Source organism: Paenibacillus sp. B2(2019) (assembly GCF_008370385.1).
In the GTDB taxonomy this organism is placed as follows: Bacteria; Bacillota; Bacilli; order Paenibacillales; family Paenibacillaceae; genus Paenibacillus_AQ.
On the sequence record NZ_VTZR01000030.1, the window covers coordinates 12,454 to 34,134 of the forward strand.

The 21,681-nt window shown below is 46.2% G+C and carries 18 protein-coding genes; 4 read left to right on the forward strand and 14 right to left on the reverse strand.

Going from position 1 to position 21,681, the window contains the following annotated elements:
- Window positions 1–23 precede the first annotated feature (23 nt).
- The 9 genes from PAENI_RS29660 to PAENI_RS29700 form a co-directional block, all read right to left on the reverse strand.
- A complete protein-coding gene (locus PAENI_RS29660; RefSeq protein ID WP_076286144.1) occupies window positions 24–836 on the reverse strand; it encodes a carbohydrate ABC transporter permease in 813 nt (270 codons plus the stop codon).
- Window positions 833–1,786 carry a carbohydrate ABC transporter permease gene (locus PAENI_RS29665; protein ID WP_149647772.1) on the reverse strand — a complete coding sequence of 318 codons (954 nt, stop codon included), beginning with the start codon at window positions 1,784–1,786 and terminating at the stop codon, window positions 833–835. Before PAENI_RS29665 ends, PAENI_RS29660 begins: the two co-directional genes overlap by 4 nt.
- Window positions 1,787–1,848: 62 nt before the next feature.
- Complete coding sequence (locus PAENI_RS29670; protein WP_179085840.1) at window positions 1,849–3,072, reverse strand: ABC transporter substrate-binding protein; 1,224 nt, start codon at window positions 3,070–3,072, stop codon at window positions 1,849–1,851.
- 157 nt (window positions 3,073–3,229) lie between these two features.
- Complete coding sequence (locus PAENI_RS29675) at window positions 3,230–4,450, reverse strand: response regulator transcription factor (protein WP_149647713.1); 1,221 nt, start codon at window positions 4,448–4,450, stop codon at window positions 3,230–3,232.
- Window positions 4,428–6,176, reverse strand: a complete 1,749-nt coding sequence (locus tag PAENI_RS29680) for a cache domain-containing sensor histidine kinase (RefSeq protein WP_149647714.1) — start codon at window positions 6,174–6,176, stop codon at window positions 4,428–4,430. Before PAENI_RS29680 ends, PAENI_RS29675 begins: the two co-directional genes overlap by 23 nt.
- A 140-nt stretch (window positions 6,177–6,316) precedes the next feature.
- The gene (locus tag PAENI_RS29685; RefSeq protein ID WP_149647715.1) at window positions 6,317–8,023 is read right to left on the reverse strand and encodes an amylo-alpha-1,6-glucosidase; all 1,707 of its coding nucleotides are present in this window, start codon (window positions 8,021–8,023) and stop codon (window positions 6,317–6,319) included.
- A gap of 284 nt (window positions 8,024–8,307) precedes the next feature.
- Window positions 8,308–10,005, reverse strand: coding sequence for a hypothetical protein (locus tag PAENI_RS29690; RefSeq protein ID WP_149647716.1), 1,698 nt, complete (start codon window positions 10,003–10,005; stop codon window positions 8,308–8,310).
- Window positions 10,006–10,066: 61 nt separating this feature from the next.
- On the reverse strand, window positions 10,067–10,912 hold the full coding sequence (locus PAENI_RS29695) for a TolB family protein (protein ID WP_262495774.1): 846 nt from the start codon (window positions 10,910–10,912) through the stop codon (window positions 10,067–10,069).
- A 152-nt stretch (window positions 10,913–11,064) separates the two neighbouring features.
- Entirely contained in the window at window positions 11,065–11,514 is a 450-nt protein-coding gene (locus PAENI_RS29700) for a VOC family protein (RefSeq protein ID WP_149647717.1), read from the reverse strand.
- 96 nt (window positions 11,515–11,610) lie between these two features.
- Here PAENI_RS29700 and PAENI_RS29705 point away from each other — a divergent pair, with 96 nt between their 5' ends.
- Entirely contained in the window at window positions 11,611–12,549 is a 939-nt protein-coding gene (locus tag PAENI_RS29705) for a helix-turn-helix transcriptional regulator (protein WP_149647718.1), read from the forward strand.
- A gap of 54 nt (window positions 12,550–12,603) precedes the next feature.
- Here the strand turns inward: PAENI_RS29705 and PAENI_RS29710 are convergent, their stop codons facing one another.
- The 3 genes from PAENI_RS29710 to lpdA are packed head-to-tail and all read right to left on the reverse strand — an operon-like array spanning window position 12,604 to window position 15,786.
- Window positions 12,604–13,779 (reverse strand): ABC transporter permease, encoded by a 1,176-nt coding sequence (locus tag PAENI_RS29710; RefSeq protein ID WP_149647719.1) that lies wholly within the window; start codon window positions 13,777–13,779, stop codon window positions 12,604–12,606.
- Entirely contained in the window at window positions 13,763–14,395 is a 633-nt protein-coding gene (locus PAENI_RS29715) for a biotin/lipoyl-containing protein (RefSeq protein ID WP_149647720.1), read from the reverse strand. The genes PAENI_RS29710 and PAENI_RS29715 overlap by 17 nt, the downstream gene beginning before the upstream one ends.
- Window positions 14,392–15,786, reverse strand: a complete 1,395-nt coding sequence (lpdA, locus tag PAENI_RS29720; RefSeq protein ID WP_149647721.1) for a dihydrolipoyl dehydrogenase — start codon at window positions 15,784–15,786, stop codon at window positions 14,392–14,394. The genes PAENI_RS29715 and lpdA overlap by 4 nt, the downstream gene beginning before the upstream one ends.
- A 196-nt stretch (window positions 15,787–15,982) precedes the next feature.
- Between lpdA and PAENI_RS29725 the strand changes: the two genes are divergently transcribed.
- From PAENI_RS29725 to PAENI_RS29735, 3 genes are all read left to right on the forward strand, one after another.
- Window positions 15,983–16,549, forward strand: coding sequence for a TetR/AcrR family transcriptional regulator (locus PAENI_RS29725; protein WP_076300282.1), 567 nt, complete (start codon window positions 15,983–15,985; stop codon window positions 16,547–16,549).
- A gap of 85 nt (window positions 16,550–16,634) precedes the next feature.
- Window positions 16,635–17,627: a DUF4003 family protein gene (locus PAENI_RS29730; protein WP_149647722.1), complete on the forward strand. Its 993-nt coding sequence runs from the start codon at window positions 16,635–16,637 to the stop codon at window positions 17,625–17,627.
- A 20-nt stretch (window positions 17,628–17,647) separates the two neighbouring features.
- On the forward strand, window positions 17,648–18,082 hold the full coding sequence (locus tag PAENI_RS29735) for a GNAT family N-acetyltransferase (protein ID WP_223179030.1): 435 nt from the start codon (window positions 17,648–17,650) through the stop codon (window positions 18,080–18,082).
- A gap of 143 nt (window positions 18,083–18,225) precedes the next feature.
- On the opposite strand, the gene PAENI_RS29740 is transcribed toward PAENI_RS29735, so the two are convergent.
- Window positions 18,226–20,871 carry an ABC transporter permease gene (locus PAENI_RS29740; protein WP_149647723.1) on the reverse strand — a complete coding sequence of 882 codons (2,646 nt, stop codon included), beginning with the start codon at window positions 20,869–20,871 and terminating at the stop codon, window positions 18,226–18,228.
- 13 nt (window positions 20,872–20,884) lie between these two features.
- Window positions 20,885–21,586, reverse strand: coding sequence for an ABC transporter ATP-binding protein (locus PAENI_RS29745; RefSeq protein ID WP_042184895.1), 702 nt, complete (start codon window positions 21,584–21,586; stop codon window positions 20,885–20,887).
- Window positions 21,587–21,681 lie beyond the last annotated feature (95 nt).

Here is a 21,681-nt window from a genome sequence, read left to right on the forward strand (position 1 = left end):
ATTTCCGAACCCGCTGTGGCGAATCAACCTTTGATGCCCGTAGTCGCAATGCCGCCAACGATGTAGCGTTGAGCGAAAAAGAAGATTGCCAGCGGCGGAATCGAGATCAGAACTGTAATCGCCATAATGGACTGCATATCCACACCGTACATCCCTTTGAACTGTGAGAGCCCTAGGGTCAATGTGTATTTCGTCTGGTCATTAAGGAAAATGAGCGGACCCAGATAATCATTCCAACATCCCATAACCTGGAACACAGCGACCAGGATCAGCGAAGGCCCCATCAGCGGGACAATAATCCGTGTTAATACGGTCAGCTTATTGGCTCCGTCGATTGTAGCTGCTTCGTCTAGCTCCCGCGGGATGGTGAGAATGAACTGCCGCAGCAGGAAAATGAAATAGGCGGACCCGAAGAAAGACGGTACAATAAGAGCTTTGAGCGTATTAATCCATCCCAGAACGTTGAACAGCATATACTGTGGGATCATAGTGACTTCCCAGGGAATCATCATTGTTGCCAACACAACCAGGAACAGAAAGTCCCTGCCCTTGAACTGAAATCTGGCGAATCCATAGGCTACGAGCGTGCAAGAAATCAGTTGACCAAACGTCGACAGGATGGTAATAATCAGTGTATTTTTCAGAAACATATTGAAAGGTTGAATGTTCCACGCCTCTGCAAAATTGCTGAACTTCCATACAGAAGGAATCCATTTAGGTGGAAAAAGATACAGCTCGGACTGTGACTTGAGCGCAGTCGTAACCGCCCAGAACAGCGGAGCTATGAACAACAGTGAAAAAAAGAGCAGCAGAACGTATACGAGTATTTTCTTCACAAAGAACGTCTCCTTCCTTGAGCCTTCAGCTTCTCCTGAGGATTCTTCTTCATTTCACCTTCGTAGAACACCCAGGCTTCCGAGGATTTGAACACAAGAAAGGTCAAGCCGAGCACGATCAGGAACATGAACCAGGCGTTAGCTGCCGAATATCCCATTTTGAAATACTTAAACGCATTCTCATACATGTACATGGCATAAAAATAGGTTGCTTTCATTGGACCGCCTCCGGTCAGCAATAAAGCCAGAGTCAGCTGCTGGAAGGCTGCAATGATGGATGTAATTAAGTTGAATAAAATCGTCGGAGTGATCATCGGAATCGTCACACTGAAGAATTGTCTGAGCTTACCTGCCCCATCAATGGAAGCGGATTCATAAAGATCTCTCGGAATCCCTTTGAGGCCAGCCAGAAAGATCAGCATCATCGAGCCTTGTCCCCAGAGACTTGCGACCACCATCGCTACTAATGACCATTGCTTATCGTTGAGCCAATCAGGGCCCTGAAAACCGATCAGGGACAGGAAGTAATTCAGAATCCCGTAATCACCGCTGTACACCCAAGACCAGATCATAGCCAGAGCGACACCGGATATAACGGAGGGAATATAAAAGGCGGTTCGGAATATAGCACTGCCCCGTGTCTTCTGATTCAAGAGAATCGCAAGCCCAAGCGCCACTATGATGTTCAATGGAACGAACAGAGCTGCAAATTTGAGGGTGACCCCGAGTGAGGTCCAGAATAACGGATCATCCGTAAACATTTCCGCATAATTGCCAAACCCGATAAAGTGCACTTCGCCGACAATCGGCCAATCAAAAAAAGAGATGATAAGGGAAAATAACAATGGCCCCAAGGTGAACACGAGGAATCCGAAGATCCAAGGAAAAATGAAGAGGTAGGGAACAGCCCTACCCCAACTACGTTTTCGTGTAGGCTTGAGCTGGGCCATAGGCTCCCCTGCTTGATGCAGAAAGGTCTGAGCCATCTCTTAACCTTCTTTCTGTAAATGTGTTATTTCAAATAACGTTGACTATCTTTAACAGCCTGATTCAACACTTCCTGGGCATTGCTGCCGTGCATAACCGCTTCCACCGCAGCAGAGAGCTGACGGTTCACTTCATTCCATTTCGGATTGAGCAGGAACGCAGGTGTATTGCTGGAACGTTCCAGCATCGTATAATACGGTTTATAGAGCGGGTCCTGATCTTTCTTCAGCTCGTTTACGACACTGACCCTTACAGGCAGATCTGCCACACGCATCTTGATCGAATCATTAGATACATAGAATTTCACGAATTCCCAGGCCAGATCTTTCTGCTTCGAATCCTTGGCGATGGACAAAGCGGACTCCGCGAGCACGCCTTTGACCGGTTTGCCCGGGAACGCAGGGATTTCGACCGTACCTACATTTATGCCTGCCGTCTTGAACGATTCCAGCGGCCAGATACCGCTCTCCCACATAGCGATTTTACCTGCTTTAAAAATGTCATCTCCGCTCTGCTGGCCTTTGCCTCCGGTCAGCACAGCCGAGCCGTTCTTAACCATGTCGCCGAGCATCTGGATAGACTCAGCTGTCTCTTTGCTGTTCATAAACCCTTCAATCGTTTTCCCGTCATCAGAGATGAACGAGCTTCCGTTGCTCCATACGAAGCTCTGAAGGTCATACGTATCGTTCTCTGCCCGAACCCCGAACCCGTACTGCTTCTTCGACTTATCGCTGAGCTTGGCCGCGATGTCCTGGAACTCCGTCCATGTCCATCCATCCTTCGGATAAGGGATCTTGGCATCATCGAACAACTTCTTGTTGTAATAGACCACACGTGTGGTGAACCCTGCCGGAATGCCATATAGCTTGCCGTCAATTTTGCCATAGTTGAACAATCCCGGATAGAAATCTTCGATGTTCAATTCTTTATCTTTGCTCGAATAGCTGTCCAGTGGTTCCAGGGATTGATGATAGGTCGGGAAATCCCACATATACATCACATCTGGCGGATTGGTTGCCCCGAATCCGGCGGCAAGCTTCTGGTCAAAACCGTCTGCATAAGCCTCTACCTGAACCTTCGTGCCCGGATGGGCTGCTTCGAATTTCTTGGCGATGTCTTGCTCAATCTTGAGCGCGTCTCCGGTATCCCATGTCGCAAAACGAAGCGTCTTCGTCTCTCCTGAGCCTGCAGCACCTGTGGATGATGAAGGCTCACTGTTCCCCCCGCAAGCTGTGACCATAGTTGCCATTAACGTAGTGGCAAGTACAATAAGAGAAATTTTCTTTTTCACTGTGGCAGCCTCCCCTTTGAATGAGGTAATAATAATTGAACCGCTTTCATCTTAACTTTTATGAAAGCGGTTCAAAACCGATATCTATTCGAATGTTTGCGTACTTTTGTTCGATTTACAGATCGGGGTGTCCATCTGTTCGAATCACGGCGTCTTTTTGTTGTATGCGGTAATAACTAGGCGTCTGACCCGTACAGCGCTTGAACCATTTGCTGAAATATTTACTGTCGCCCAGCCCTGTCCGCTCCGCAATATCCTGCATCGTCAACTGCGTATCCCGCAGCAATGCCTTGGCAAGCTTAAGCTTCCTTTTATATTGAAAAGCCACAAAGCTGTCGCCAACCGTCTTCTTAAATAGGATCGAGAAATGGCTTCGGCTAAGTCCCACCTGGCTCGCCAAATCGCTAACCGACCAATCCGCTCCAGGGTTCTCATGCAAAAGCTTCACGGCTTTCCAGATCGGTTCAGGCCAGTCCTGAGACGAAATACCATGCAGCTTCTCCACTTCCGCTTCCTTGTGAAGCGCCATGAAGGCCTTGCTTAAATCTTCAGCGTTGCCCAGCGGTCCTCTCTTAGCCCATTTCAGCTTCTCGATTTGGCTTTTCATCTGAACGAGCAGACTGTCCGCAATCTCCAGCTCGTCAGCAGGTACAATCCAGTAGCAAAGGTCCTCACCGTAAGGGATGATAACAGGTGCACTGTGGGGCATACGGCTATTCTCATCCTCATTAAGCTTGACGAGATCCAGGTAAGTACAATCGCATCCACAGGTCTTGATCAGATAAATGTACAAGGGTTCCCTATTCAGCGGCAGCTTCTCCCTAATGAGCTTATCTATTTCGTCAACAAATTTGCTGCTGTGTCCACTCTGCCAGGCAAACAAGAGAGAGCCCAGCCGTTCTCCATAGATTTCGCTTGTTTCAGCATCCGCTACGGGAGCAGAAGATGTCAGCTCCCTCTGGAACTTCTCCAGCATTCCTTCCAGCTCTTCATCTTCAAAGGCCGTCTTAAGCAGATATCCTGAAGCCCCAAGCTTAATTCCCTGCTGAGCAAATTCGAAGTCACGGTGACAGCTCAGCAGAATAATCCGGGTGTCCTTATCGACCTCTTTAACTTTGCGTAACAGTTCAATCCCATTCATCTCCGGCATGACGATATCGGTGATCACTATTTGAGGCAGGTGAATCTGATAGGCCTCCCAGGCTTTAAGGCCGTTCGGCGCATCCGCCACCACTTCCATCCCATACTTATGCCAAGGAATTGTAGAGCGAAGTCCTTTGCGCACGATACTCTCATCATCTGCAATTAACACTTTAATGGTCTTGGTTGTCTCCATGCGGACTCTCCTCCTTCTTGGGCCACCGAATTACGATAGTAGTGCCTTCACCTTTCGTAGAATGCACCGTCAAGCCATACTGCTGTCCGAAATGAAGCTTGAACTTCTGATTCGCGTTCTGAACGCCGAGTCCTCCGCGTCCTTGCGGTTTGCTTTCCGGCTTTGCACGCATAAGCGCCTTCAGCTTCTCTTCAGTGATCCCTGCACCGTCATCAGACAATGTTAACAACAGATGCTCACCTTCCTCCCGTACACTTAACGAGATGTTACCCTCCCCATCTTCAAATCCATGAAAAAAGATGTTCTCGAAGAGCGGCTGAAGGGTCATACGGGGGATCAGATACGGCTTAAGCTCTTCGTCACAGGTCTGTTCATAACTGAATGCGGACCCGTAACGGATCTCTTGTATTTTCAGAAAATGCTCAATCATGCGGAGTTCACGGCCTAACGTGATCAACTCCTGAGAGATATCCAGATTACCTTCGAGCACCATCGTCAGATGATAGAGCATCTGGCGGATATCCTCTGCCCCTTGGAGCCTTGCCTTCCACTGGATAGAATTCAGCGTATTAAAGAGCAGGTGTGGATTAATTTGGTAGTGAAATGCCTTAAGCTCGGCCTCCTTCTTCAGCCGCTCACTCTGCTCCACTTCCTGCACAAGAGATTGAATTCCCCCCACCATACGGTTGAAGCTGGTATCCAGGCTGCCGAGTTCATCCTTGCCTTCCACCAAGGTCCTCGTGTGTAGCTTGCCAAAGCTGACCTTCTGCATCGAGTCTTTCAGCCTGCGAATTCGAGCTGTGAATTTCGATGAGAATATATAAGCTAACCCAAAGGCAAGCAGACAAGAAACAATGGCTACAAGTACTGTGTTGGAGCGGATCAGGCTCGAGGAAAAATAAAATGCTTTGGCCGGCAGCCTTGCTTCAATCTTCCATCCGTTGGCTGACAGTGTCCTATTCCACACCACGTCACTATCGTCTGGAGTGAATGGAGAATCTGACTGGTAAATGGGTTGCCCTTCAGAACCAGTTATCGTCAAATGCGCTTTGGTATCTTCCTCAAACATATGGAACATATCAAGAAGAACCTGCGCATTCTCTTCTATTAAGATTGTGCTTCCATGCTGGGTTCCAGCCGGATTATTAATCCGTACAGCGAGCCCCAGTATAGGTTCTCCGGTATCCGAAGCTTCCATGCCATGATTCATAGGATAGAAGCCCAGCCAATAGGGCCCTTTAGATGAATAAGTAATGGCCCGCCAGGCGGGGATATCATTAAGCTTACTGACATCCAGATTATTCTCTCCATAGTAATAGCCAGAGCGGGTAATCAGATAAATACCTCTTGTGAGATCCGTCTTAAGTGATTTAAGCAGCGCCTCGAAGTCATCTTTATCCATAATCTCCTGATACGTAGTTGGAACGTGATCACCTAGTCCCACCCGTGCAGGATCAAGGAGATACGAATAGATTGTTCCTGTCGTCTGATTCATCCGGTTCAAAGCGGAGCTGATCTGCTGATCAAGTTGAGCCACGGTGTTCTCCCCGTATTTCCCGAATTGAGAGTTGATGACTATAGCGGATTGATAATAGTTCAAGGCTCCCAGTGACAGTAGCGGAATAATCGCGACAATAAGAAAGCAAAAGAGCAGCTTAGTCCGGATGCTGAAATAAGAGCGAATAGAGAAGCGATGATATAACTTCTTAAAGAAATGACTCCACATGACTTCTCATCCCCGCCTTATATATTTCATTTTTATAGTTGAAGTGTAGCACGGACTGGCACACTCGGGAATATCTCGGAAAATGGGAAAAGCACTTCCCCTCACGCCGGTCTTGACCAGGAGGAAGTGCCCGTATGTTTTTAAGTTGTATACTCGTGCCCTAGGATTAAAAAGACACTTGAGGTCCAAGTAAATGCCCTGTCGCGAAGGCCTTGACCCGTCAGGGCATCGAAGTTCTCGGCCATGCCACTCTTGTTCAGCATATTGCAGAATCGGCGGGCTACCTCGCTTGCCAGTTCAACATCCCCCGCCGCGGCCACACCTTCCACGAGCAACATGGTTGATGGCGCCCAAATCGGGCCCCGCCAATAGCCATCCGGCGTGTAGTAAGGGCTCTTCACACTCTCTGTAGCCCAGCCGTTCGGCGTCAAGAAGCGGCTCTCATCCCGCAGGCCATCCAGCAGTGCGCGCAGGATTGGCTCCGGCAGCCGCTTGCCAAGCAGAATGGGCACGAATAGCAGCAGGCTGTCGCCGTCGGATGCTTCGTGAGTACCAGAACGGCAAGCGGTGAACCTTCCATCCTTCCAGAAATGACGCAGCATTTTCTCCAGGGTCTCCTCGCCTAATCGTCTCCATGCGGTGCTTTCGTCGGTGAGCCCCAGAAGCCCGGCAATTTCGGCAAGCAGTTCAATCTGCAAGATTAAAAATGCTGCCAGATCTGGGCTCTCCACCGGAATCCCGTTATTAAAGGCAGTACTGTTGTCCCAACCCGAATCGTTTCCATGATTGTATTGTGGTATACCGTCCTTGTCGTTATCCCGGTAATGGAACCACCAGTTCGTCCACTTGCTCAAGGGCCCATACACTTCACGAAGATGGGATTCCTTAATATAATCCGTCCGCTGCATCATCCAGGCCAGCGTCCAGCCATGAATAGGCGGTTTGTTGCAGTTCCAAAGCTCGTACTTGTCGTTGATAAAGTCCGGAATCAGGCCACTCTCATCTTGGCGGTCGAAGAAAATCATAAACTGGTCCCAGGCCAGCTCCGGGTGATGTCTGACCAGAGCCATCGCATTGAAGCAGTGATCCCAGCTCCAAATATTCGTCATCCAGTTCTTCGACATATACATTGCTGGCCGGGTCAAACATCCTTCCGCGGGAACCAGACAGGACCAGGTAATATAAGCCGCCAGTTCACGGCCGTCTTGCCAGCGTTCGGGAACGGTCAAGCTGGCACCCAGCCACTGGTCATATTCCTGTTGCACCGCTAGTACCGCTTCCTCCCATGGTGTCCAGGCATCACGCCGTTCCCATACCGTGCGGAATTCTTCCACCGCGAACTCGGCAATTTCCGTACCCGCTTCAGGGATGAACTCCGCCACAATGCGGGAACTTTTGATTTTGTCCCAAGGTACCTCCATCCGGAGAGCCCCGGTTAACCGGGTGAGCATGAACCGGCATTCATGGGTGAAGCTGTTTACTTCCCAACTGCCTGCGCTATGTTCATAAGCATAATCGTAGGCTGAGGTACGGAAGGTTAGGCGGATGCCACATCCTCTGCTCTTGAAACGGACCGTACGGCCATCTGTGATACAGATCTCCGCATAGATATTGTCGGTATCCGTATTCAATCGAAGCAGTGCAGGCTCTGCCTTAGCCTCGTACGGAATATACTGATTACTCTGGTCCAGCAGTTCAATTTGAAAAGCTTCACCAAATTTATCATCCCCACCACGCACGGTCCGTAAGTAAAGTCCCTCCGCCCTGACATCCGATTCAGGTAGTTCAGAAATAGCCAGAAAGGTGCCTCTTCGGCTGAAGGGTACCGTGTTAAGATTAAAGTTCATATCGTTGGACTCCTTTCCAAAGGAAGTATGCGCTTTCAGTTTATCCAAGGCGTCAGAATTACGAAACAGACAGGTGTTAGCGATGGGGCGTCATATTGTTGGAGTGAGAAGTCTGTGGCGTACACGGGTGTCTTTTTGTTAGATGATCAAGGGTACAAATGTTAGCACGTCTTTATAAACGAGCATATCGATAGGGAAACGGCATATGAGTTTGGCAGAAAAAAAGGTTATCCGTAATACCTCATGTAGGCATTAACGGGATAACCTTTTGCTGGTAATTTTATTTAATTTAATGGGATCGAATAAAATAGTCGGGATCCTTTGTTGTTGATATACCATACAATTTTGTCGCCGCTAACAATAGGGCTGCTTTCTGATAGTACAAAGTTCTTAATCGTTTGGATACCGCCAGTGGTTGCACCCGCTCCATCTATAAGAACATATTTCAGGTCACCCGGATGATTCTCTTTATCAAACTCCTGCCACAGCACCATCATTTTGTCGTCTGTGATTTTTACTAGTTTAGGAATGGAAGCGATCTGGTTCGTACCAACATATTTAGCCAAGGTGATGTGGTTCACTGCTGTGCTAGACAGGTTGGCTTTTGGCAGAACACTAAGAACGATATCTCTCTGATCCTTCTCTAGTCCCACCATCTCATAAGACGTATATTCTTTGACAAGCGAATGGTCAATCGTATTCATAGCGACAATATAGTTCGCCGAAGACATCTCAAATCCGCCTATAGAAACGCCTGTGGTGTTCGCTCCGATTTTGCCGGGAATATTAAACAGGTCTACCTCGTTATAGCTGGTTCCATTTCCTTTATTCAGCACAATCGAACGAGGATAGGCATCACCATGATCCACTAGAACATGCGTAGCACCATCAAACAATACATATTGATCAAAAGAGTGGCTGACATGATTCTTCTGGAATCTTCCCAGATCATTCGTCACGGTCATAGTTTGGGTATTCACGATAATGGTCAGCTGGGATTGATGATTTAGTTTATCTTCTGTCGTGTACCTTGTACGTGAAGTGTGGAATACAAGCGTATCACCAGCCTCGGCCATACTACCAGAGCCAGAATCAAAAGGGCTAACCGTATAACTCTCGCCACCCTTAATGGAGACACTATCTACTCTATTGAAGCTTTTATCATAACGGACAATACGAATCACTTCTTTGCTATCATTCTCTTCGCGATTCTCTTGTCCAAAAGCAATATAGTTATACTTCTCTCCACTATAGAAACCACCAAATATCGGAAGCTCAAAAGGGATACTCTTATTTTCAGTTAGTTCAAACTTCTCATTATATGATTCAATCGTAACTTCCTTATTCGCCTCAAGGACACTTACAGTCCCGTCATTATTATTCACGAGATAGGAAGTGGCCGTACTTTTCCATCTGGGAAAATAAGAAGATACAGCGTTACTTTCGGTTTTCACCGCCGTCTTTACCCGGTAAGCATGATCTGGAACTTTTGAGAACAAGGATATTCGATCAGACTGAACGTCATATTCGATATCGAATGGAATTTTCCCCGCCAAATCTCGCAACTGAACATAGTTATTCTCGTCAATATTGTACGCCGTAATCGACTGTAGCTGCCCGTTCACTAGCACTTTAGAGGTCGACAGCGTAGCTGAATAATTTCTATTGCGACTATAATAGTTGCTGCTAGCTTTCTTTTCGGGAGTATAGGCTTGCCCGGTTATGATCTCTATCGCATTGTTTGCCTTATTCCAAGTGATATCAAATTGACTGGCTGTTCCCGAGAAATACTCCGCTACATCGCGCAGCCGGAAATAATTGTTGTTCGAGATATTGAATCCGTTCAGGTCCCTTTGTTCTCCGTCAAAATATGTACTGCTCTCGGTTACCTTAGCCTTCACCGTACTGCTCGCAAAGGTTGTATTGCCGAGCGCTGGTATAACCAGTAATACAATTAGCAAAACACTAAAAATCCTCTTCATCCAATTTTTCCCCCATTTATATATAAATAAAAATACTATAATTTTTATCGGTATTTTATTCCTATTCGTCCACCACATAACTTACAAACGCCAAGCGCTTACTATCCGGAGACCACGAATTCACGTTAATCGTACCTTGTCCTCCAAACAATTGTACTAGTGTGCGATAATCTCCTCCCGTACTTGCCATCAATCGAATCTCAACATCCTTATTCGCAGGGTGATCGCCAGGATCTACATCTCCTTTGCGGTAACTCAGGTAGGCTATCGTCTGACCATCTGGCGATACATGCGGGAACCAGTTATTACTCTCATCAAAAGTCATCTGTGTTTGCTCAGTGCCATTGGCATTCATTCGCCATATCTGCATCAGCCCTGTACGCACCGAGTTGAACCATATATGTCCCCCATCTGGTGAATATTCAGGCCCATCATCCAGCCCAGGCGAATCCGTCAGTTGTACCTCTACTCCCCCGTCTACTGGAATGGTATAAATATCATACTGACCATTGCGCTCTGCACAGTAAGCTAACTCAGCACCGTTTGGAGACCAACCATGTAAATAACTTGGAGCATTCGGTGTAACTAGAACCGGTTCGCCACCCTCCATGGGAAGAATATATATACGAGATTTACCATCTTCTTTCGTATGGTGACTAATTGCGATCTTAGTGTTGTCAAAAGACAGAACATGATCGTTATTACATTCCGCAGCAAATCCCGAGTCAACTTGAACAAGCTCACAGGTTGCGATGTCGAACGAATAGAGACAACCTCGACTATTATAAATAAGACGCTTACCATCGCTAGTCCAATTGGGTGCCTCGATTAAATAATCAAATGAGCGGAGCGCAGTACGTTCCCCAGTCTGTACATCTACGATTTCTAATGTGCTAATCACTTTCATTGTCCTCTCTCCCATCGTTAAAATATGTACATAACCCACTTCGACAGCTATTCTAAATACCCTTTCTGCAAAAAAAGCCGACCAACATCAGGATAATCCCTGAATTATGATCAGCTAAACGGTGAACTGGGTTTACTTTAGAAGCAAAGTTGTTAATGTAATCTTTCATCAAACATGAGTTGAATTTGAATACCAAAGGGATCTTCAATGATACCGTAGGCTTTACTAAACACATTACTAGATAAAGGAGCAATAATTTTTACGCGCTCATCCGTGATTAAGCTACTATAGAAGTGTTCAATTTCCTCTAGGTCAGCACTTTGAATACATAATGAAGTGTTATTACCCACTGTATATTTCTCATTCGTATTCATTGTATCTTCTGCTATCATTATTTTTGTTTTTCCGATTAACAGGACAGAGTGAGTAATATAATCCTTATTTGCATCCGTAAGCTGTATGGAGCTGTCACGTTCTGCTAGTTGTTGATAGGTAACACGTAACAATTCCTCTGCATTAAAATGCTTTTTGTAAAATTCTATAGCTTCCTTGGCTCTTCCCTTCATCGATAAGAAAATAGCTACTTCTAATGTTGTACTCATAGTGTAAATCTCCTTCGTATATTTGATATGTGATCTTAAACTTATTATCATATATAAAGGTATCAAAACATGACACCTTTATAAGGAGCTTTTTATATGAAGAAATCAGAACGATTAAATGACATGATGAGATACTTAAACGGGCGAGAGTTTTTTAATCTAAGTGACCTTATGGAGAAATACAATATTTCAAAAAGCACAGCGCTACGTGATGTTACTTCATTAGAACAATTGGGTATGCCTATTTTCGCGGAACATGGAAGACACGGACGTTATGGTATTTTGAAAAATAGATTGTTATCCCCTATTATTTTCACGATAGATGAAGTCTATGCACTGTACTTTGCTATGCTGACGCTAGAATCTTATCAATCTACACCTTTTCATTTAAGTGTTAACAAGCTAAACGAAAAGTTCGAGCACTGTCTATCGAGTACACAAATCAACCAGATTCATAAAATGAAAAAGGTTCTACAATTCGAGATGTATCAGCATAAGCATGTCAGTCGTTTTTTAGATAAAATCCTAGCAAGTATTCTAAATGAGAGTGCCTGTAACATTGCATATACAAAAGAAAACCAGACAAAAAGCTACCCTGTACAATTCTTCAGAATTTCCGCGAAGTTTGGTCAATGGTATGCTACTGGAATAGAGTTAAATACGAATACATATAGGGTGTTTAGATGTGACCGAATAACCTTCATTGAAGAAGAGGAAAGCACAGCCCGCTATTCTATAGAAGAACTTCTTAATCGTTCCTTAGAATTTTATCAATCCGAGAACAGTATTCACTTTGAAGTTGAGATTGCAGAGCAAGCCAAAGATATTTTTTATAAAGAGCATTATCCCTCTATGGAAATAGAAGCTGGCCTGAAAATAGTCATAAAGGGATTCTATAATTCAGGCGAAGAAGATTTCTTGGCTAATTATTTTATGCGATATGGTCAATATGTTAGAGCAGTGAAGCCGGAAGCCTTGAAACAAATAATTCAGGATAAGCTAGAGCAACTCTTAACTCACTATCAGAAACTATAAATACGAAAAAAAGGGGGCTATGCCCCTCTTTACTACTTCATCAATGCATCACAATTATTGGTCAAAGGCTCCTTTAAAATCTAGGTTCACAAGCGGCTCACGGCTGGGATTTGCTTTTCCGGCCTCCCTGAGCACCAGCAATCCGATGAATAAGGATACAACACCAATAATGATCAGCAGTGCTCCCAGCTCCTGGCTGTAGGCTGTTAACGCCACATCCCGAAAAGCCATCCCGCGTATAAGGCGATTAAGCCAGTTCATCGGCAATGCCCAAGCGGAAATTTGAAAAAACTCCGGAAACGCTAATGGGCTCAATTGGATTCCAGTGGCAAGAAACGACGGATACAATACGAAATTAGTTCGTAAATTAACTTTAGATACGTCTTTGGCAGTATAACCAATCAACAGGCCCATAAGTGACAGAGCAAAGGCATACACAAACAGCGGAATAATAAAAAGATAAGGCTCTGCTTCAAAGCGCATTCCCCCTACCTGCTTTAATAAGCCATAACACAGGAGCAGCGAAATCGTTGATAAAACAGCGTAAGGTACACTACGAACCCAAATCTGCCAAGGAGACTTCCCGTTTGCAAAAAGTTTCCCCTCCTGCCGTAAGCGAGGGGCAATTGAACCTGCTGCGCTTGTTGTAATCATCAGCACCACAATATTCACAAATCCAATGACCATAAAGCTCACATAACTTGTGGTCGGATTAAACAACATCCGCTGCTGCAGGGACAACGGAGAAGCAAGTCCTTTAGAGGTTTCGGCATCCATCCCCTTATGGAGGAGACGGCTCATAGAAAGAGTCATATTTTCCGTCTGGATGACTTCCTGAATCGCAGTTCGGATGCCGGTTAGACCTGATGGCATGGTGTTATCCATTAAGATGCCGAGATTCGTTGATATCCCCTGCTGCTGATGCAGCCCTAACGCTTTGGGAAGGGTGATGACCGCGACAGCCTGCTCATTTGCCAATAATGTTTCTGGATCTAAGGGGCTGGCATACACATTAGTTACTTTCATATATGGAGAAGCATTTATTTTAGAGATCAGCTGTCGTGAATACGAGCTGTGATCCTCATCAATGACTACAACATACGATTCGCTGATTTGATTCTTCGAGAACATCAAGCCAAAAAATATAGCCGCGATAAGCGGACCAATAAAAATCAGGCGTAAATACTTACTGCCCGCCACGTACTTCCACTCGTCAATCAGTGATTTCATTAAGCTTCACCTCCGCTGTCATCCCCGGAAGCAAATCAGCATTCGCATCCATAGCTATACGGACAAGAAACATGCTTAAATCGGCTTGCCCTTTTTCACGTGACATGCGTAAGCTCGCAAATTGAGGGGCGGCTGCGATGGAAGTAACGACACCCGTCACCTCACTTGGATGGTTCAAATACGGAAAATGAACATCGATACTTTGATTCACCTTTAGCTTTTGGATTTCGCTCTCCTGTATGTAAAGGTCTGTATAAAAGTTGTTTTTTTGCAAAACCGCCATTGGCATTCCTAGTTGTATTTGATCTCCCAGCTTTACAACAATCCTGTTGACCGATCCGTCATCCGGCGCGAGTACATCTGTTTCTCCTTCTTCAGCGGATTTAACCTTGAACAATACCTCTCCCTGTTTTATAGAATCACCTACAGCCACACTGACCTCTACAATTGACCCTGGACTGTTCTGATAAAATATAGTCTTTTGCTCTGCATCAAGAATCCCTTGTTTCCTGCTCTCAGCTTGACTGACAGCATCCTTTCCTTTTATAGCAAGTAGCGAACCTCCAACGATTAACGCAATCGCAATTCCAATATATAAACCTGCTTTTATCTTCATTTCCCACTCTCTCCCCTTACCATTTTTTTAGCCGCATTTTCGGCAGCCTCCATAATCACTTCTCCCAATGTGGGATGAGGGTGAATGGTCATCGCCAAGTCCTCTACGGTTGCTCCCATCTCAATGGCAAGGGCAAGCTCCGACACCAGTGTAGATGCTTCTACTCCAACAATTTGGGCACCAATAACGATTTCCGAGGTCGGGTCCGCTACAATTTTGACGAACCCTTCCGTTTCCCTCAAGGCCAATGCTCTCCCGTTAATCCCAAAAGAAGATTTGCCAATAACCAGCGGGATGCCTTTTGCCTTTGCTTCTGTTTCACTTAAGCCAACACTGGCCAGCTCTGGATCAGAAAAAACAACAAGCGGAATGGCTCTATAATCAACCTCGGAGGAAAGACCTGCAATGGCTTCTGCCGCAATTTTGGCTTCATAGGACGCCTTGTGAGCAAGGGCAGGACCCGACGTAATATCCCCAATTGCAAAAATATTCGGAATAGCCGTTCTGCACTGTTCATCTGTCTCAAGGAACCCCCTGCTCGTCACTGGCAAACCTATACGGTCCAGCCCTAAATCGCCGTCTGTATTTGGTTTTCTGCCGACAGTGACTAACACATATTCCGCTGTCACATGCAGCTGCTCCTGATTTTTCAAATAATGCAGTGTGATGGCGTCTGCACTCTGCACTACGTTCACAGCTGTCGCTCCGGTGATCATCTTAATCCCATCAGCTTTCAGCTGCCTTCCAACAGGGCTCACAAGCTCCGCCTCAAATCCAGGCAGCACTTGATCTCCTCCCTCCAGAATCGTTACCGTTGTTCCAAATTTGGCATACATTTGCCCCAGCTCAACGCCTATATATCCACCGCCAATAACTACTAGGCTAGTTGGAACTTCACGGAGCGACAGAGCTTCTGTCGAAGACAAAACACGTCCGCCAACTGGAAAGGCTTGCAGCTCAATCGGACGTGATCCTGTGGCTAAGATGGCATTTTTAAAATAAATGCTTTGCTCTTGTCCAGACTGACGGATAATAGCGGTATGCTCATCGACCAATCTGGCCTCCCCTTCCAAAATGCTCACACCTGCAGTCTTTAATAAATAGCCAACTCCACCTGCCTGCTTATTCACAATTCCTTGCTTGAAATCCTGAGCATTCTTAAATGACACTGCCGCATCCGCAGAGCTGAACGGTCTAAGCAACTCGTAACGATGGGATTCAGCAATTAATGCTTTGGAGGGAATACACCCAACATTAGTGCAGACCCCACCTAGCTGATTACGTTCAACAATCGCCGTTCTCATTCCAAGTTGTGAAGATCGCAGCGCCGCCACATACCCACCCGGACCTGACCCAATGACCAACGTTTCTACGAACTCAAGATTCCCCATCTCCTGATACCTCCTGTACCTGCTATTTTAAAATATGATGATCGTAATATATTATTACCATCATATTTTAAAACCGTCAACAACCGTGTTTATCCTTTCATAAGCAGACAGTGCTCAGAATCGTTAAATTGACAGGCTTTATTATGATGCATATAATATTTTAAAAGTAGAATTATGAAGCTATGGAGTGATTATGATGCCCTATCCCAAAGGCCATAAAATAAAAGTACGGAATACGATCGTTGAAAGTGCTGCCCAGGCTTTTCGCACCCATGGCATTCATGATGTAAGTGTTCCCTTCATTATGAAGGGAGCCGGATTGACTCACGGCGGGTTTTATTCACATTTCGACAACAAAGAACAACTCGTCGCCGAAGCCTGCCGGTATGCCATCAGCGATACCATCGCACTTTTGCAGAAGGTCGCGGACCAGGAAGAGCAGAACCCCAAAATCAATGCGGTCATTGACTATTATTTAAGTCCGTATCACCGCGACAAAACGGAGATGGGCTGCATTATCCCTGCCCTTTCTGCCGAAATATCTCATTCTTCCGAAGAAGTTCGGCAAGTATTCACGCTGGAACTGGAGCGGATGATTGCTTTTATCTCCGATCTGGCGGGAATTGAACCCTCCAAAGGTAGCGCACTGTTCAGCACCATGGTTGGCTCTCTAGTTCTTGCAAGGACTGTAAATGACCCTGAACTGAGCGACAGCCTTCTTTCGTCAGGCAAACGGTATGCTAAAGAGCTGGTTACGATCTAAAAACAATAAACACCCCAAACAAATGAATCCAACTCAGAAAATTTTCGTAATATTATGAATTATAGATAACTGAGGGGTGTATCCAATGAATGAGCAGTATGCTGCAAGGGTTGAATTGTTCGCAGAGAACGCGCAGAGGATCAAAAAGGCTTTTCCTTGGCATAATGCAATGGTTAGCCGTTTGGCGGGGTTACTGTACACAGCAGAGAATAAAAGTGCAGATGAGGATGCGATTCGTGCGAGCCACGAGCTTATTAAAGAAAATACCGGAATGTTTTCTTCGTTTAGGGGGAACTCGGCAATCAGTATTGCTACTATGCTCTCTCTTTCTGCTGACAAGGAACAACAGCTTGCAAACACACTGACCGTGTATGACTTATTGAAGGACATCAAATTTAGAGCCTCTGATTATCTCGTCGTTGCCGCTTATCAAATCGCCGCTAATACGACAACAGATCAGTATCAGCGTACGGTAGAACGCGCAAAGATGTTTTACGATAGTATGAAAGCGAAGCACCGATTCCTTACCGGACATGATGATTATATCTTCTCTGCTATGCTCGGCCTTTCCGATATCGACGTGGACAGCGGCATCGACCGGATGGAGCAGCTTTACACTACACTAAAGCCTGAATTTATGTCGGGGAACAGTGTGCAAGCTCTGACACAGGTACTGGTTCTTGGAAAAGAAGCTTCAGAAGCAGCGGATCGTGTACTGGCATTACGAGATGCGTTCCGTGCACATGGCATCCGGTTAGATAAGGAATATACCCTTTCTTCGCTGGGCGTGCTAACTTTGCTCTCCTCCAACAATAAGGACATGGTTACGGAAGTCTCAGAGACCTTCGAATTACTGCGTACCAAAAAAGGCTTTGGCAGCTGGTCCATTGTAAAGCAGGAATTGCTACTGCTGTCAGCTGCGCTGGTAGCCTTCAAATATGTAGAGGATGTGCAAAGCGGCATTGTAACCTCGATGCTTTCCACCAGCATCACTAATATTGTAATCGCACAGCAGGCTGCTCTTGCTGGGGCTGCGGCTGCGTCGGCTGCGGCTGCAGCTTCATCTTCTTCAAATTAAGTGGAAATGCGAGGGAAGACATGGACTCGATACAACCAATCACCGCTAGAAATGAAGAATGTTTATACCGTCTACTGAATATTTGGGAATTATCTGTGCGGCATACCCATCTATTCCTGTCTGAACAGGATATTGATGCGTTGCGGCCACTGGTTATACAAGGGATGGAGCATATAAGTCATCTGCTTGCTTTTATAGATGACCATGACCAATCGCTTGGATTCATAGGGATTCAGGATAACAAGATTGAAATGCTATTCGTAGAACCTGCTGCAATGGGAAAAGGCATTGGTAAATCACTCGTTGCTTATGCTATACAGACACTGAACGTACGCTACGTTGATGTAAATGAACAAAATCCGCAGGCCTTAGGTTTTTATGAGGTATGGGTTTTCAAGTTTTTGAGCGTTCTGCACTGGATGAACAGGGGAATCCTTTTCCTATCCTGCATATGAAGTTATCGATCGACTCACGTTAAAAGATTCCATCGCCTCTCAAAGCAAAAGAGACCGCTTCGAGTAGCCATAACAATGGCTGTTCGAAGCGGTCCTTTGTGTTTAAGTAGGATCAACTTTTGTTTTTGGTGTGGAAGCTCCGTTTATTCTACCGACTTCAACGCCTCAATCATATGAATCCGTTTGAGCTTAATATGCATGAAAGCCATGACTATGCCTGAGAACAGCAGTGTTAAGAGTGCGGCATACACATAGCTTGGCCACTTAATAATCGGCGCGAACATCGTCGCATCCAGCTCAGCTGTATTCAAGACGAAGCTGTGCAATATAATGCCAAGACCCGATCCGGCTACAATGCCAAGTAGGCTTAGCAGCATATTCTCACGGTAAATATACAACGTTACTTCCTTATCATAAAATCCCAATACCTTGATGGTTGATAGTTCCCTGATCCGTTCAGAGACATTAATATTGGTCAAATTGTAGAGGACGACAAAAGCCAAAGCAGCAGCCGATACAATGAGTACCAAGGTTACAACATCCATACTCTTCATGGTGTCATCAAAGGCAGTACCCACGTTGCTGGAAAAGCTGACCGCGGCCACTCCCTCATTGTCCGTTAGCTTCTCGCCGAACTTGTCCTCCCATGCTTTATCGTGCGTGGTATAGTTCAGCAGCTCTGTGTTGAACACCGGTTCTTGTCCAAATACGGAAGAATAATACGCAGGTGTCATATAAACATAGTGCATTACATAGTTCTCTGTAATCCCTATGACCTTAATCTTGAATGTCTCGTTATCCTTGTTCACCACATTCAACTGGTCGCCGGGTTCAAGCCCGTATAATTTAGCCAGCTTCTCCGAAATTATAGCGCCCTCGCTCGAAAGCGTGCGTTTTTCTCCACTCACTCGATCCCGCAGCTCCACATAATCGGATATCGCATCAACAGATGCAGGGATGAACATATGCACATCCTGATCATTTACACCACTGCTGTGCGCTTTCATCGTTTCCTGTGCCACACTTAGTGATCCAGTTATAGTGGACTCGCCAGTGATCAATTGCTCGTAGGCATCCCGCGCATCAGCAGACGCATCTTCATGCAGCGCTACAAGTGCATCATATTTCATAATCATGCCGAACTGCTGAGGGGCAATGCTGCCGATCGAGTCTTTAAGACCAAACCCGGTCAGAATCAGCGCCGTACAGCCGGCCACGCCGAACACAGTCATGAACATCCGCTGCTTGTAGCGGAATAAATTCCGTGCGGTAACTTTCTGAACAAAGCTCAGCCGTTTCCATACAAACGTAACTCTCTCCAGTAGAATCCGCTGCCCGCTCTTTGGCGCCTTCGGACGCATTAACACAGAAGCATTGCTACGCAGCTCTACACGTGCGGCAATCCAAGCCGTCAATGTAGTGCAGATAAGCGCCACTATAATGGAAATGATGGAATACGACGGATAGAAGCTTTTGATAAGATCCGGCAGATTATAAAGCGAACTGTACGCATTATATATAATGGTTGGAAACATGGTAAAACCGAGCGCAAGTCCCGCAACCGAAGCCGTCAAGCTGGCAAGTGTACCATAAACCAAGAATTTGGCCATAATGTCACGGTTGCCATACCCAAGCGCTTTAAGTGTCCCGATCTGCAAACGATGCTCCTCGACCATTCGAGTCATAGTCGTCAAGCTGACCAGCGCAGCAATCAGGAAAAAGAATACCGGGAAAGCACTTGCTATTGCCGACAATCGATCAGCGTTGTCTTTATATTCGGCATATCCCGGATTGGCACTTCGGTCTGTGACATAGACCTTCGGGAGCCCTAGTTCTGCAAGCTTTTGCTCCCCTGCAGCCAGTTCCGCCTTGGCAGAGACCAGTCCATCAGCAATGGCTTTCATGTTTGCAGCTTGTCCCTGCTGCACCACTTCTGGCTGGCGCTTTAAATCGGCGAGCTGCTTCTCGGCGGCGGCCACCTTGCCTCGTCCACTGGACAGCTCTTTCTCGCCTTCCGCGTGCATCTCCGCAAGCCGAGCTTCCGGCACACTGGACATCGCCTGCTCTACTGACTTGGTATGCTGTTCGATCAATCCCTCATACTCTGGTGAATAAGCCTTCACTCCGGTTGTATCCTTGAAGGATAGATAGGCTTCCGTATAGACCGGGAGCTTAAAATCTGACTCTGGGATCGCTGCGAATGCATCCGCCGTCCCTTTACCAATTCCGCTGGTGCCCCGGGTACTCTTCTCTATAAATTGAGGACTTCGCACAAAGCCCACAACAGTATAATTCAATGTTTCAAAGTTGTTCGACAACTCCGCATCCGTTCCAGCTCCGCTGAACGTTATTTTGTCGCCCAGCGCATACTTTCCAGCCAGCTTGTCATCCAATACGATTTCTCCGGAATCCTCTGGAAGACGTCCTTCAATCATACTGTACTGGTTAAGAGGTTTATCTGAATTGTAAGAATGGACTTTGAGTATCAAAGCATCATCGCCGCTGAACACATCTGCGCTGTAACCCGGCTGGACTTCATCGATCCCCGGTACATCGCTCAGCAGTTCGATGTTATTTTCGGTCAGACCATAGTTGGTCTGCACCTTCAGATCCATTAGTCTCGTCTCTTGATAAAAGGTTCCGGCTGTATCCAGCATATCTGGACCGGCTGACTTGATACCAGAAAAGAAACTAACGCCCAGCATAATGATTGCAAAAATCGAAATAAATCGGGCCTTAGTGTGCCTAATTTCACGAAAAATATCTTTCCATAACGCACGCTTTTTCATAGATGCCTTCTCCTTACCATTCGATATCTTCAACGGATACTGGCGAAGGATTGGTTACCATCTTCCGTACCTTAGCATTGTTAATCTCAATAACCCGGTCTGCCATTGGCGCAATCGCCAAATTATGCGTGATTACGATGACCGTAGTGCCTGTGTTACGGCAGGTATCCTGAAGCAGCTTAAGCACTTGCTTACCAGTATTGTAGTCTAGCGCACCAGTTGGCTCATCGCAGAGGAGCAGCTTCGGCTGTTTAGCTAGCGCTCTGGCGATAGCGACACGTTGCTGCTCGCCACCAGACAGCTGAGCCGGAAAATTATCCAGCCGTGCACCTAATCCCACATCCTCCAGCACCTTACGCGCATCTAGTGCACGCGGGGAAATCTGAGAAGCAAGCTCAACATTCTCCAGTGTGGTAAGATTCGGCACTAAGTTATAGAACTGGAACACAAAACCCACGTCATTGCGGCGGTAGCCCGTCAACTCCTTGGCACTGAACTTGGCAATGTCCGTACCGTCCACAATGACCTGGCCTTCGTCAGCAGAATCCATCCCACCAAGAATATTAAGCACCGTCGATTTGCCCGCACCGCTGGGGCCGACAATCACTGCAAACTCACCTTTATTTATCTCAAAATCAATTCCGTCGTTGGCAACGATCACACTTTCACCCATTTTGTAACGCTTGTACTCATTTTTGACAGCAACAAAGCTCATTTTCCATCCTCCTGTCTCTATCCAAACCAAGCCTAATCACTTTACATTGTTTCAGTTTATCATAATTAGAACGCCCAAGCCCGAATGGCAAACCC

What these genes read in the sequence shown, in the direction of transcription:
- PAENI_RS29740 (WP_149647723.1), bottom strand. Translation starts at nt 20,871, where the DNA reads ATGAAAAAGCGTGCGTTATGGAAAGATATTTTTCGTGAAATTAGGCAC.
- PAENI_RS29735 (WP_223179030.1), top strand. Translation starts at nt 17,648, where the DNA reads ATGGACTCGATACAACCAATCACCGCTAGAAATGAAGAATGTTTATAC.
- PAENI_RS29715 (WP_149647720.1), bottom strand. Translation starts at nt 14,395, where the DNA reads ATGAAGATAAAAGCAGGTTTATATATTGGAATTGCGATTGCGTTAATC.
- PAENI_RS29695 (WP_262495774.1), bottom strand. Translation starts at nt 10,912, where the DNA reads ATGAAAGTGATTAGCACATTAGAAATCGTAGATGTACAGACTGGGGAA.
- PAENI_RS29705 (WP_149647718.1), top strand. Translation starts at nt 11,611, where the DNA reads ATGAAGAAATCAGAACGATTAAATGACATGATGAGATACTTAAACGGG.
- PAENI_RS29730 (WP_149647722.1), top strand. Translation starts at nt 16,635, where the DNA reads ATGAATGAGCAGTATGCTGCAAGGGTTGAATTGTTCGCAGAGAACGCG.
- lpdA (WP_149647721.1), bottom strand. Translation starts at nt 15,786, where the DNA reads ATGGGGAATCTTGAGTTCGTAGAAACGTTGGTCATTGGGTCAGGTCCG.
- PAENI_RS29685 (WP_149647715.1), bottom strand. Translation starts at nt 8,023, where the DNA reads ATGAACTTTAATCTTAACACGGTACCCTTCAGCCGAAGAGGCACCTTT.
- PAENI_RS29700 (WP_149647717.1), bottom strand. Translation starts at nt 11,514, where the DNA reads ATGAGTACAACATTAGAAGTAGCTATTTTCTTATCGATGAAGGGAAGA.
- PAENI_RS29710 (WP_149647719.1), bottom strand. Translation starts at nt 13,779, where the DNA reads ATGAAATCACTGATTGACGAGTGGAAGTACGTGGCGGGCAGTAAGTAT.
- PAENI_RS29690 (WP_149647716.1), bottom strand. Translation starts at nt 10,005, where the DNA reads ATGAAGAGGATTTTTAGTGTTTTGCTAATTGTATTACTGGTTATACCA.
- PAENI_RS29745 (WP_042184895.1), bottom strand. Translation starts at nt 21,586, where the DNA reads ATGAGCTTTGTTGCTGTCAAAAATGAGTACAAGCGTTACAAAATGGGT.
- PAENI_RS29680 (WP_149647714.1), bottom strand. Translation starts at nt 6,176, where the DNA reads ATGTGGAGTCATTTCTTTAAGAAGTTATATCATCGCTTCTCTATTCGC.
- PAENI_RS29725 (WP_076300282.1), top strand. Translation starts at nt 15,983, where the DNA reads ATGCCCTATCCCAAAGGCCATAAAATAAAAGTACGGAATACGATCGTT.
- PAENI_RS29665 (WP_149647772.1), bottom strand. Translation starts at nt 1,786, where the DNA reads ATGGCCCAGCTCAAGCCTACACGAAAACGTAGTTGGGGTAGGGCTGTT.
- PAENI_RS29675 (WP_149647713.1), bottom strand. Translation starts at nt 4,450, where the DNA reads ATGGAGACAACCAAGACCATTAAAGTGTTAATTGCAGATGATGAGAGT.
- PAENI_RS29670 (WP_179085840.1), bottom strand. Translation starts at nt 3,072, where the DNA reads ATGGCAACTATGGTCACAGCTTGCGGGGGGAACAGTGAGCCTTCATCA.